Raw genomic sequence first — 11,017 nt, forward strand, 5'->3', positions numbered from 1 at the left:
GTCGCCCGGCTCGCCGCCGAGACCGGCTGCCGCGCGCACATCGTGCACCTGTCCGACGCCGGGTCGCTCCCGCTGCTCGCCGAATGGCGGGGCCGGGGCGCGCGGATCAGTGCCGAGACCTGCCCGCACTACCTCGCCCTCACCGCGGAGGAGGTGCCCGAGGGCGGCACCGAGTTCAAGTGCTGCCCGCCCATCCGGGACGCGGAGAACCGTGAGGGGCTGTGGCGCGGGCTGGCGGACGGGCTGATCGGCTGCGTCGTCTCCGACCACTCGCCGTGCGTGCCGGAGCTGAAGAAGGGCGGGTTCGACACCGCCTGGGGCGGGATCTCGTCGCTGCAGCTCGGCCTGCCGGTGATCTGGACCGCGGCGCGCGCCCGCGGCCACGGCCTGCCCGACGTCGCGCGCTGGATGGCCGCCGGCCCGGCGGAGCTGACCGGGCTCACCGGCAAGGGCCGCATCGAGGAGGGGTACGACGCCGACCTCGTCGCCTTCGACCCCGACCGGAGCTTCGTCGTCACCCCCGGCGCGCTGCGTCAGCGGCACCCCGTCACGCCGTACGCGGGGATGGGCCTGACCGGAGTGGTGGACAGGATGTGGCTGCGCGGCGAGACGCCCGGGCACGGCCGGCTGCTGAGGAGGCGACCATGACCGAGTGGAGCCGGGGGCGCGTCCCGACGGCCGTTCCCTCTGACGGAGGGGGCTCATGACCTTCGACTCCCTGCCGGACCTCGCCCTGCGTACGCTCGGCGGCACGGTGATGGCGGCGAGCGACGAGTCGTTCGCCGCCAAGGAGAACCTCATCAACCCCGGCCCGGCCGGCTTCCGCGAGCAGACCTTCGGCGCGAAGGGCCAGGAGTACGACGGCTGGGAGACCCGGCGGCGCCGCTCGCCGGGTCACGACTGGGCGATCGTCCGGCTCGGCCTGCCGGGCGTGATCCGTGGCGTGGTCGTCGACACCGCCTGGTTCAAGGGCAACTATCCGCCGCAGGCGATGGTGGAGGCGTGTACGGCCGAGGGGTACCCGTCCGCCGGGGAGCTGACGGGCTGGACCGAGATCGTGCCCAAGAGCCGGCTGACCGGCGACGCGGCGCGGGGGTTCGCGGTCGCGGACGAGCGGCGTTTCACCCACGTGCGCCTGAACATCTTCCCCGACGGCGGCGTGGCCCGGCTGCGGGTGCACGGTGCGGTCGTGCCGGACCCGCGGCTGCTCACCGGGCTGACCGTCGACCTGGCCGCGCTCGCCAACGGCGCCGCCGTCGTCGGCTGCTCCGACATGTTCTACTCCTCGCCGACGAACCTCATCATGCCCGGTCTCGCCCGGCACCAGGCCGAGGGCTGGGAGACCGCGCGCCGCCGTGACGAGGGCAACGACTGGGTGATCCTGCGCCTGGCCGGGCCGGGCGTCGTCGAACTGGCCGAGCTGGACACCGCGAACCTGCGGTACAACGCGCCGGGGGAGGCGCGGATCCGGGGCGCGGACGCGCGCACGGCCCCGCTGGAGGACGACGCGGCGTGGTTCGACGTGCTGCCGCGCACCCGGTTGCAGCCCGACACCGCGCACCGGTTCCGCCTCGACGCCGGCCGTCCGATGACGCATGCCCGCGTCGACATCTACCCCGACGGCGGCCTCGCCCGCGTACGGCTGCGCGGCTCGCTGACCGCCGACGGCGAACGCGACCTGGTCAGCCGCTGGCGGGCTCGGCGCTGACCTCGCCGGCCAGCGAGCCGAGGCGTCCGGTGGCGGCGGCGAAGGCGACGTGGTCGGCGTAGTCGCGGGATTCGACGATCAGCCCGTCGCGTACGCGGAGCACGAAGACGTTCGGCACGGTGAACGGCCGGCCGGTGGCGGTGACCCGGCCCTCGTACGCGAACTCGCCGATGATCACCTCCGGGTCGGTCGTCTCGTGGACGACGACGTCGCGGGCGGTCATCGTGACGCCCAGGCCGGCGCCCGCGGCGAAGTGACGCCGGAGCGCCTCGCGTCCGGCCAGCGGCTCGCCGGCGGGGCTGAACGGGTGGGTCACGAAGGTGTCCTCGGCGTACAGGGCGGGCAGTTCCTCCCACCGGCCGTGCGTCACCCCGTCGACGAGGCGCTCGAAGACCTCGCGCGGCGTCATGCGGCCGCACCGCCGGCCGCCGCGAGCAGGGCGGGCAGCCCGCCGGTCACGCGGGCGATCGCCAGGTGGTCGTGGTAGTCGCGGGTGGCCGTGATCAGACCGTCGCGGACGCGGAGGACCTGGATGTTGGCGGCCGTCGTGGTGCCCTCGCGGCCGGTGATCTCGTAGGTGAACTCCGCCACGACCACCTCGGGGTCGGCCGTCTCGTGGATCACCACGTCGCGGGCGACGAGCCTCAGCCCCATGGCGGCGGCGCCGGCGAAGTGCGCGCGGATGGTCTCGCGGCCCTCGATGCGGCCGGGGGCGGTGGAGACGAGAGGCTGCTCGACCACGGCGTCCTCGGCGTACAGGTCGGCGAGGTCGTGCCACCGCCCCGCCGAGATGCCCTGGCTGAGGCGTTCGAACACCGCACGTGGAGTGGTTTCGGACATGGGAAACTCCTTGGAGTACGACGAGAGCGCATAATCGGAGTCATTGCTCCGATTAGTTCCGGACCATACGGAGCGGAGACTCCACTTGTCAATGAAGGAGTGGCGGTGACGCAGCCGCGGACCGGCCGCCCGCCGCGCGCCGACGCGGTGCGCAACCGGCTCAAGGTCCTCGAGGCGGCCGAGGCGGTGTTCGACGCACGCGGGACGACCGCGTCCACCGAGGAGGTCGCGCGCGCCGCGGGCGTGGGCATCGGGACGGTCTTCCGGCACTTCCCGACCAAGGAGACGCTCCTGGAGGCGGTGTACGTGTCCCGCCTGCGCAAACTGGCCGAGGAGGCCGGGGCGCTGGCCTCCGCCGACGACCCGGGGGTGGCGTTCTTCGCCTTCTTCACCCGCGTGGTCGGCCACGCCGCGACCAAGAACGCCCTCTCGGCGGCACTGACGGAGGCGGGCGTGGACGTACGTGACGCGGCGGCCGAGACCGGTCAGGGGCTGAAGCAGGCCCTCGCCACGCTGCTCTCCCGTGCGCAGGAGGCCGGGGCGGTCCGCGGCGACGTGGGCCTGCCGGAGGTGATGACGCTGCTGGTGGGCGCCTCGCAGGCCGCCGAACGCGCCGACGTCGAGGTCCGCGACCGCGCCCTGAACGTCGTCTTCGACGGTCTCCGCGCGCATCGTTAGGGCCGTGGGGCCGGCCGGCTCTCGTGCCCGCTTATAAAGACATCTCTGTCTGTTAGGTTGGCGCCCATGACACCTGACGAGGCGCTGCGCCGGGGGATCGAACACGCCGATCAGGGCGATCTCTCCGCGGCGGAGAGGCTTTTCGGCGTGGCCGCCGAGGCGGGGAACGCCGAGGCGATGAACCGGTACGGCGTCCGGTGGGAGAAGCGGGGAGATCTCGCGAGGGCCGAGGAGTGGTATCGCAAGGCCGCCACCGCAGGGGACGTCAGCGGCGCCTACAACTTCGCCAACATGCTGTACCGGCGTGGAAACCAGGCCGAGGCCGAGGGGTGGTTCCGCAAGGCCGCCGATGCCGACCACATGTGGGCGGCCTACGGCCTCGGGCTCACTCTGGTGGATCTGGGCAGGCCCGACGAGGCCGAAGGCCTGTTCCACCGGGCGGCCAGGAGCGGGGACGTGGACGCGATGAACCGCTACGGCCGCTCGCTGGATCGTCAGGGAGACGAGGTGAGCGCCGAGGACTGGTATCGGAAGGCGGCCGAGGCGGGGCTCGCCGTGGCGATGTACAACCTGGGGATCACGCGGCGGAACCGGGGGGACGCGGCCGAGGCGGAGCGGTGGCTGCGGAAGGCCGCCGACGCGGGCTACGGGCGGGCCCGGTACTACCTCGCCCGCCTGCTGGAGACCCTGGAGCGGTTCGAGGAGGCCGAGAAGATCTTCCGCTCTGTACCCCTATCTCCTTCAGGTCCGGAACGCTCAAGGTGACCGGGTCGCCTAGAGCGACCCGCGCATGGGAGAGCTCCGTCGAATGGCGGGCCGGGATCCGGCCAGGTCTTCGGTCGGCATGAGTCCTTCGATGAAGGCGCGGAAGCCGGCGGCGAGTTGCAGTTCCGTGTCCAGGTCGGTGTCGAACCAGGTGACGCACGGTTCATGCTGCGTGCGGTAGTCCAGGGCGATCCAGTAGTGGCCGTCGCCGGAGAGCAGCACGAGCCGGGTAGGCAGGTCCCATTCGGTGGTCAGGTAGGGGCTGTCGAGGAGTGTCGTTGAGTGTCCGTCGTGGCCGATGCCGTGCAGGTCGGTGAAGGGGACGTGATCAGGGCTCCAGGAGGTGGGCTGCCGGGTGGGGAAGGCACTCCAAGCGTCGGAGACAGGGCCGCCGTTGCGCAGGCGCAGCAGTTCCAGCAACTCGGGCGGCAGATTCACCGAGAGGAGTTCTTCGGCCTGGTGGATCAGGGCGTCGGTCAACGGCGGTTGAACTCCGTACGTACCCGCGCCCCAGAAGGAGGATTTGACGTGCTCGAACCTCGCCATAACCGAAAAGCCTATGGTCCAGCAGACGCGGATCGATGGCGAGAGTGGTGAACGGCGGGATCGTAAGGTATGCGGTCCCGGAAACGAGCGTGGATGATCCGCAGCCGGCCCCCGCCGAGGACGCGAACGGTCTGGGGATGGCGTTTGCCTCGGTCACGAGCGCGTTGGTAGAGGTCGGCGGCCCACGGATCGTCATGCCCGCTGTTGCCGGCGAACGTGTGCAGGGCCTTGCGCGCAGCCCGGTTGGCGACGTGCCGGAAGTCCACGGTGTGGACCTTGCCGCCGACCCGGGTGACCGGGGCGATGCCGACCTCGGCCGCAAACTGCTCAGCGTTCAGGCCACGCTCCAGCATGGGCCCGATCTCTCCGATGATCTGCGCCAGGTTCACCGTCCCGACTCGCGGTAGTGCCTGGAACAGCTCCGCATGGGGGTGGGCGTCCAAGACCTCCTTGATGGCCGACTCCAGCCCCTTGATGGCCTCGACGATTGCACGGACCTGCTCGATTTGTGTGTTCACCATGACGGCGACGATCTCGGGGCTGACCCTGCTGGCGGCCTTAGGCGCGGTCCGGAGCCGTTCGAGGAGCGCGGCGGCCCGGGGGGTCGAAAACCGGTCCAAGAACGCGAGCGAGTTCCTCGCATCGATGTTCTCGAACAGCCGGGCCGCTTCCGGCCAGCGCGCCTCCAGCAGCGCCCGTAGCTGGTTCGTCAAGCCGGTGCGGGCGACGAGCGATCGCGCCGAACCAGGGCCGGCCCGTAAACGGGCCGCGTCGGCCGGGCCGCCGGAGGAGTACTGGCTCCACGAGGGCGGCGATGTCGCGCCGGTCGAGGTCCTCATCCGCTCCGAGCGGCTCGCCACGGTGCGCGTGAAGCCGCTGGGCGACGGCGGCCGGGAGCTCGCGACGGTCGTCAAGATCGAGAACGGTCTGCAGGCGGTGTCGCCCTGAAGAGAGGCACTGGGCGCGCGGTCTCGGCGCCGCGCGGGAGGTGTTCGGGGAGGCCGTTCATTGGGTGGGCGTCCTCGGCCCGGCCGGTCACGCGGGCCACTTCGAGGCCAGGATGGTCTCGACGAAGTCGCCGCGCCGGAAACCCGGGACGAAGTGGGCCAGGACGTCGGCGTTCACCGTGCCGAACGTGCTGTCGGGGCGGTGTGCCATCCCCTCGGTGAAGGCCTTGAGGATCTCTCGTTTGAAGTCGGGGCGCGGGTGCGCCGCCGTGACCTCGGCGCGTTCGTCCTCGGTGATCTCGTCGTAGCCGAACCCGAGCACGTCCAGCTCGACGCCGGCCGTGACGAGGGCGACCTCGGGCGCCATGCGCCAGGGGACCTCCGGGGTCGTGTGCAGCGCGATGCCCTGCCACACCAGGTCGGCGCGCTCCGGCGGCACGCCGTGGTCGAGGAGGACGCGGCGTGCCTCGTCCGCGCCGTCGAGCTCGAAGCGCTGCCGGGACTCGGCGAACCGGCCGGTCAGCCCGAGATCGTGGCAGATCGCTCCGGCGTAGAGCAGCTCCGGGTCGTACGTCAGGCCGCGCCGGCGCCCGCGGAGTGAGCCCCAGAGGAACACCCGGCGGGAATGGTGGTAGATCAGGTCGGTCGCGGAGTCCCGCAGCAGTGTGGTGAGGTCGCGTGCCAGGGGCGAGCCGGGCACCTCGACCCCGGCGATGGCGGTCGCGGACATTCGTTTCCTCCCCCGTGAACGTGGCGTCGCCCGCCCCCACGGACGGCCGGCGAACGACGGTCCACGGCGGGCTCAGCCGGTCAGCGCCATCTTGGCGAGGTGGCGGTTGATGCCGTTGACGTCGGTGGTCTGGACGTTGCTGAGCACGACGACCGCGATGTCGTCGTCGGGCAGGTAGCCGTTGCTCGTGTGATACCCCTGCAGCAGGCCCGGATGGTAGACGTAGCGGTGGCCGTCCAGCTTGTCGATGAGCCAGCCGAAGCCGTACGCGCTGGAGGGGGAGTCGAGGCAGCCGCCGGACGGGCAGCGCGCCTGCGGGCTGAGCGCCTCCTTGACCGTCGAGGCGGGCGCGACCTTGTCGGCGCCGAACGCCCGGTCCCAGCGGCTGAGGTCGTCCACGGTGGAGTACACGCCGCCGGCGGCGTTCGCCTGGGAGCCGTTGATCGGCGACGCCGGGGTGCCGGGCTTGAGGTAACCCTTGGCGTACCCCGACGGCGGGTAACCGTTGGTGTAGCCGGTGCGGTTGAGCTGCAACGGACCGGTGATGTCGTCGTGCAGGACGGTGCCGAACGGCTTCTCGGCGACCTTCTCGACGATCGCGCCGGCGAGGATGTAGCCGGAGTTGCTGTACTTCCAGTTCGTCCCGGGCTTGAAGTCGAGCGGCTTGTTCGCGAACCGCCGGATGATCTCCTGGGTCGTCGTGGGCTTCGACAACTTGGGGAAGAAGTCCGGCATCTCGGATATGTCAGGGATTCCGGATGTGTGGTTGAGGAGCTCCTTGATCGTGATGGAGTTCCACGCCTTCGGGCACGACTTGACGTACGTCGGCACGAGGTACGGGCAGATCTTGTCGTTCAGCCGCAGCCGCCCCCGGTCGCGCTGCTTGAGCACCAGCATCGCCGTGAACTGCTTGCTCACCGAGGCGAGACGGAAGATCGTGTCCGGGCGGTTCGGGATGTTCTTGGCCGCGTCGGCCTTCCCGGCGGCGAAACGCGTCAGCACCTGCCCGTGGCGGACCACGATCGCCGCGCCGGTGAACTTCTTGTCGGCCGCGAGACCTCGCAGGTAGGACGTCATCGCCGCGCTGGTCTTGTCACCCGGGGGAGCGGGCGAGGTCGCGAGCGGGTCCGGGGCGTGCGCCCTTGCGGCGGGCGGAGTGGCCCTGCCGCCCCCGCCGCCGGAGCCGCTGCAGGCCACGGCCGCGGTGAGGACCGCGCACACCGCGACGGCGGATCGACCGACACGCACATTCACCATGGTTCCCCCGCCACCTGTCCCCCGCACCGTTCGATCGTCCCAAGAATCCTCCACCGCCACGCCCGGCAGGCTACCCGTGGACGCGGAAAGTGGGATCATGGGCCGATTCCGGGGGATGAGCCTCGACGGTCGGGGGTAGGGACCGTCCGCGTTGATGTTTCGGGGGGATACATGCGTGCTGTCACGGTGACCGGCTTCGGCGCCGAACCCGAGGTGACCGACCAACCCGTGCCGGTGCCCGGCCCGGGCGAGGTGCTGGTGCGGCTGACCGCCGCCGGGTTGAACCCGTTCGACTGGAAGGTCATCGACGGTGCCATCCAGGACGTGAGATTTCCGCTCGTCATCGGCACGGACGGCGCGGGCACCGTCGAGCGGACCGGTGCCGACGTCACCGGCTTCCAGCCGGGCGACGCGGTCTTCGGGCAGTTCAGCAAGGCGCAGGAGGGGCGGGGATCGTACGCCGAACTGGCCGTCGCGTCGCCGGACGCGATCGCCGCGGCGCCGCGTACGGTCGCGCTGAGCGAGGCCGCCGCCGTGCCCACCGCGGGCATGACCGCGCTCAACCTGGTCGACCGCGTCGCCGAGGCCGGCGCCGGACGGCTGCTGGTGGTCGGCGCCACCGGAGGCGTCGGCACCTTCGCGACGCAGCTCGCGGCCGCGCGCGGCATCACCGTCGTCGCCACCGCCGCGAAGGACAAGGCCGACCTGATGCACGCCCTGGGCGCGACCGAGGTGGTCGACCACACCGCGGGACCGATCACGGACCAGGTCGAATCGCCGGTGGACGCCGTCATCGACCTGGCGAGCGACACCGAACGGCTGCGCGCGCTGCTGCCGGTGATCCGCCCCGGCGGCACGGTCCTCAGCCCGGTCTTCGCGGTGCCGGACGGGGGCCTGCCCGGGGTAGAAGCGGTCAACTTCAGCAACGCGTCGAGCACCGGCCTCCTCGAACGTCTCGCCCGCGAGATCGACGCCGGGCACGTCAGGGTGGTCATCGGCGACACGGTGACACTCTCCCAGGCGCCCGGGGCCCTGGCGCGCAGCCGCGCCGGGAGAGCGCGCGGAAAGACCGTCATCGTCATCTGACCCGCGATAATCGGGACCCATGGACGACGTCACCGAGATCCGCGAAGGCGTGCACCTCGCCCGCGGGAGCAACACCAACTGGGTCATCCTCACCGAGGGCGACGCGGTCACGCTGGTGGACACCGGCTATCCCGGCGACCGCGAGCGGGTCATCGCCTCCCTGGCGGCGGTGGGGCGCCGGCCCGAGGACCTCGTGGCGGTCCTCATCACGCACGCGCACTCCGACCACCTCGGCTCCGCCGAGCACCTCCGGGCGACGTACGGCGTTCCCGTCCTGATGCACGAGGAGGAGGTCCCGCACGCCCGGCGGGAGTTCCTCCATCAGGTCACCGCCGGCCAGATCGCGCAGAACGCCTGGCGCCCGGGCGTGCTGCCGTGGGCGGTGCGCGCGCTCCGCTCGGGCGGCCTCGCGGACGTACGCGTCGCGGCGCCGGAGGCGTTCCCGGTCCCGCTGGACCTGCCCGGCCGCCCGGTGCCGGTCCACACGCCCGGCCACACAGCGGGCCACTGCGCCTACCACCTGCCGGACGCCGGAGTCCTGATCACCGGCGACGCACTCGTCACGGGCCACCCCACCTCACGCGCGCGGGGGCCGCAGCTGTTGCCCGGTTACTTCCACCACGACCGCGACGAGGCACTGGCGAGCCTGCGGACGCTAGGACGCCTCGACGCGGACGTCCTGCTGCCCGGCCACGGGCCGGCCCACGACGGCCCCGCCGCCGCAGCCGTGGAGCAGGTGGTCCGGTAGGAGACCGCCCGGTGGGGGCTCCGGTCGTGCGGGGGGCTGGTTGTCCGGCCATGGGCTGGCCTGCGATGGCTTCGCCGTGGCCGTGGGGCGGGTGAGCGGGTAGGGGACTGCCCGGGGGGCTCCGGTCGTGCGGGGGGCTGTGTCGTCTGGCCATGTGCTGGCCTGTGGTGGCTCCGCCGCCGTGGCCGTGGGGCGGGTGGGCCGGTAGGGGACTACCCGGTGGGGGCTCCGGTCGTGCGGGGGGCTGTGTCGTCCGGTCACGGGCTGGCCTGCGGTGGCTCCGCCACCGTGGAGCGGGTGGGCCCCGGTAGGAGACTGCCCGGCGAGGGCCTCCGGCCGCTCAGGAGGCGGGTTCGTGCGGCCCGGCCACAGGCTGGCCCGCGATGGCCTCGCGGCCGTGGAGCGGGTGGGCCGGTGGGAGACCGTCCGGTGAGGGCCCCGGCCGTACGGAAGGCGGGGCCGTGTCACCGGGCGGGTGCGGGCAGACTGGGGCACATGCGCGCGAGCCGGCTGGTGTCCCTTCTCCTGCTTCTGCAGGCGCGTGGGCGGATGACCGCGCAGCAGCTCGCCGACGAGCTGGAGGTCTCGCTGCGGACGATCTACCGGGACGTCGAGTCGCTGTCCGCCGCGGGCGTGCCCGTCTACGCCGACCGTGGGCCGGCCGGTGGCTACCAGCTGCTCGACGGCTACCGTACCCGCCTTACCGGCCTGACCCCGGCGGAGGCGGAGTCGCTGTTCTTCACCGGCATACCGGGCCCCGCCGCCGAGCTGGGCCTGGGCACCGTCCTGGCCGCGGCCGAGCTGAAGCTCATGGCGGCGCTGCCCAAGGACCTGGCCGAACGCGCCGGCCGCGTACGCGAGCGCTTCCACCTGGACGTGCCCGGCTGGTTCCACGGCGGGGCGCCGACCCCCTACCTCGCCGTCGTCGCCGATGCCGTGTGGAACCAGCGCCGGATCCGGATGCTGTACCGGCGCTGGAGGGCCCCGACGCCGGTCACCCGTACGGCCGAGCCCCTCGGGCTGGTCCTCAAGGCGGGCAACTGGTACCTCATCGCCCGGTCCGAGGGACGCGACCGTACGTACCGCGTCGACCGGATGCGGGAGCTGGAGATGCTGGACGAGGTCTTCGAACGCCCCGCCGACTTCGACCTCTCCACGTTCTGGCGTGCCTATCTCGACCGCTTCCAGCGCGAGATGTTCTCCGGCGAGGCCGTCGTCCGCTTCTCGCCGGAGGGGATGCGCCGCGTTTCGTACCTGCTCACGCCCGCGGTGATCGAGGCGGCGCGGAAGAACGCCGGCGAGCCCGACGAGGCCGGGTGGGTGCGCACCGTGATTCCCATCGAGTCCGTCCGGCACGCCCTCGCGGAACTGCTGCGGTTCGGCGGCGAGGTCGAGGTCCTCGAACCGGCCGAGCTGCGCGAGCGCATGGTCGACGCCGCGCGGACCCTGCTCGACCTGTACGGCGGCTGAGCCCCGGACGCCCCCACGGTCCCCGTCCGCCGGGGGAAACGGACGGGGACCGTGGAGGCCGGGGACGGGTCAGGCGCCGGAGCCCGGCCGGTCGGTGCCGTCGGTCTGGCCGGCCACCTTCACGTCGGACGGGCCCATGGTCTGCGGCGGGGCCGGTTCGGGCGTCGTGCCGGGAACCCGCTCGGGCAGCGGCCCGCGCGGCGGCGGGACGGTGGTGTCCTCCGGTCGCGCGGAGTGACGCC

General features: G+C 72.3%; 14 protein-coding genes. 8 read left to right on the forward strand and 6 right to left on the reverse strand.

Features of this window, described 5'->3' with window-relative positions:
- The coding region (locus ACFFNX_RS29825; RefSeq protein ID WP_378209174.1) for an amidohydrolase family protein at positions 1-648 on the forward strand (648 nt) is incomplete at its 5' end.
- Positions 649-703: 55 nt separating this feature from the next.
- Positions 704-1,708, forward strand: coding sequence for an allantoicase (gene alc / locus ACFFNX_RS29830; protein ID WP_378209176.1), 1,005 nt, complete (start codon positions 704-706; stop codon positions 1,706-1,708).
- On the opposite strand, the gene ACFFNX_RS29835 is transcribed toward alc, so the two are convergent.
- Entirely contained in the window at positions 1,683-2,117 is a 435-nt protein-coding gene (locus tag ACFFNX_RS29835; protein WP_378209178.1) for a nuclear transport factor 2 family protein, read from the reverse strand. The genes alc and ACFFNX_RS29835 overlap by 26 nt on opposite strands.
- Complete coding sequence (locus ACFFNX_RS29840; protein ID WP_378209180.1) at positions 2,114-2,548, reverse strand: nuclear transport factor 2 family protein; 435 nt, start codon at positions 2,546-2,548, stop codon at positions 2,114-2,116. Before ACFFNX_RS29840 ends, ACFFNX_RS29835 begins: the two co-directional genes overlap by 4 nt.
- Before the next feature lie 105 nt (positions 2,549-2,653).
- On the opposite strand from ACFFNX_RS29840, the gene ACFFNX_RS29845 reads away from it, so the two are divergent.
- Together ACFFNX_RS29845 and ACFFNX_RS29850 are read left to right on the forward strand one after the other, a co-directional pair.
- Positions 2,654-3,226, forward strand: coding sequence for a TetR/AcrR family transcriptional regulator (locus ACFFNX_RS29845; protein WP_378209181.1), 573 nt, complete (start codon positions 2,654-2,656; stop codon positions 3,224-3,226).
- A gap of 66 nt (positions 3,227-3,292) precedes the next feature.
- Positions 3,293-3,991 carry a tetratricopeptide repeat protein gene (locus ACFFNX_RS29850; RefSeq protein ID WP_378209183.1) on the forward strand — a complete coding sequence of 233 codons (699 nt, stop codon included), beginning with the start codon at positions 3,293-3,295 and terminating at the stop codon, positions 3,989-3,991.
- A gap of 9 nt (positions 3,992-4,000) precedes the next feature.
- Here ACFFNX_RS29850 and ACFFNX_RS29855 read toward each other — a convergent pair whose 3' ends face one another.
- Together ACFFNX_RS29855 and ACFFNX_RS29860 are read right to left on the reverse strand one after the other, a co-directional pair.
- Positions 4,001-4,537: an SMI1/KNR4 family protein gene (locus ACFFNX_RS29855; protein WP_378209185.1), complete on the reverse strand. Its 537-nt coding sequence runs from the start codon at positions 4,535-4,537 to the stop codon at positions 4,001-4,003.
- Between the two features lie 11 nt (positions 4,538-4,548).
- Positions 4,549-5,250: a transposase gene (locus tag ACFFNX_RS29860; protein ID WP_378209187.1), complete on the reverse strand. Its 702-nt coding sequence runs from the start codon at positions 5,248-5,250 to the stop codon at positions 4,549-4,551.
- 4 nt (positions 5,251-5,254) lie between these two features.
- Between ACFFNX_RS29860 and ACFFNX_RS29865 the strand changes: the two genes are divergently transcribed.
- A complete protein-coding gene (locus tag ACFFNX_RS29865) occupies positions 5,255-5,485 on the forward strand; it encodes a hypothetical protein (protein ID WP_378209189.1) in 231 nt (76 codons plus the stop codon).
- An 87-nt stretch (positions 5,486-5,572) separates the two neighbouring features.
- Here the strand turns inward: ACFFNX_RS29865 and ACFFNX_RS29870 are convergent, their stop codons facing one another.
- Both ACFFNX_RS29870 and ACFFNX_RS29875 read right to left on the reverse strand, forming a co-directional pair.
- Entirely contained in the window at positions 5,573-6,214 is a 642-nt protein-coding gene (locus ACFFNX_RS29870) for an HD domain-containing protein (RefSeq protein WP_378209190.1), read from the reverse strand.
- 72 nt (positions 6,215-6,286) lie between these two features.
- A complete protein-coding gene (locus ACFFNX_RS29875; RefSeq protein ID WP_378209192.1) occupies positions 6,287-7,462 on the reverse strand; it encodes a serine hydrolase domain-containing protein in 1,176 nt (391 codons plus the stop codon).
- 180 nt (positions 7,463-7,642) lie between these two features.
- On the opposite strand from ACFFNX_RS29875, the gene ACFFNX_RS29880 reads away from it, so the two are divergent.
- From ACFFNX_RS29880 to ACFFNX_RS29890, 3 genes are all read left to right on the forward strand, one after another.
- Complete coding sequence (locus tag ACFFNX_RS29880; protein ID WP_378209194.1) at positions 7,643-8,557, forward strand: NADP-dependent oxidoreductase; 915 nt, start codon at positions 7,643-7,645, stop codon at positions 8,555-8,557.
- Positions 8,558-8,576: 19 nt separating this feature from the next.
- Positions 8,577-9,305, forward strand: a complete 729-nt coding sequence (locus ACFFNX_RS29885) for an MBL fold metallo-hydrolase (RefSeq protein WP_378209196.1) — start codon at positions 8,577-8,579, stop codon at positions 9,303-9,305.
- 495 nt (positions 9,306-9,800) lie between these two features.
- Entirely contained in the window at positions 9,801-10,775 is a 975-nt protein-coding gene (locus ACFFNX_RS29890; RefSeq protein ID WP_378209197.1) for a helix-turn-helix transcriptional regulator, read from the forward strand.
- Positions 10,776-11,017: the final 242 nt, after the last annotated feature.

This window comes from Actinoallomurus acaciae, from assembly GCF_042429965.1.
GTDB lineage: Bacteria > Actinomycetota > Actinomycetes > Streptosporangiales > Streptosporangiaceae > Actinoallomurus > Actinoallomurus acaciae.

What these genes read in the sequence shown, in the direction of transcription:
- alc (WP_378209176.1), top strand. Translation starts at nt 704, where the DNA reads ATGACCTTCGACTCCCTGCCGGACCTCGCCCTGCGTACGCTCGGCGGC.
- ACFFNX_RS29840 (WP_378209180.1), bottom strand. Translation starts at nt 2,548, where the DNA reads ATGTCCGAAACCACTCCACGTGCGGTGTTCGAACGCCTCAGCCAGGGC.
- ACFFNX_RS29855 (WP_378209185.1), bottom strand. Translation starts at nt 4,537, where the DNA reads ATGGCGAGGTTCGAGCACGTCAAATCCTCCTTCTGGGGCGCGGGTACG.
- ACFFNX_RS29890 (WP_378209197.1), top strand. Translation starts at nt 9,801, where the DNA reads ATGCGCGCGAGCCGGCTGGTGTCCCTTCTCCTGCTTCTGCAGGCGCGT.
- ACFFNX_RS29835 (WP_378209178.1), bottom strand. Translation starts at nt 2,117, where the DNA reads ATGACGCCGCGCGAGGTCTTCGAGCGCCTCGTCGACGGGGTGACGCAC.
- ACFFNX_RS29850 (WP_378209183.1), top strand. Translation starts at nt 3,293, where the DNA reads ATGACACCTGACGAGGCGCTGCGCCGGGGGATCGAACACGCCGATCAG.
- ACFFNX_RS29870 (WP_378209190.1), bottom strand. Translation starts at nt 6,214, where the DNA reads ATGTCCGCGACCGCCATCGCCGGGGTCGAGGTGCCCGGCTCGCCCCTG.
- ACFFNX_RS29880 (WP_378209194.1), top strand. Translation starts at nt 7,643, where the DNA reads ATGCGTGCTGTCACGGTGACCGGCTTCGGCGCCGAACCCGAGGTGACC.
- ACFFNX_RS29885 (WP_378209196.1), top strand. Translation starts at nt 8,577, where the DNA reads ATGGACGACGTCACCGAGATCCGCGAAGGCGTGCACCTCGCCCGCGGG.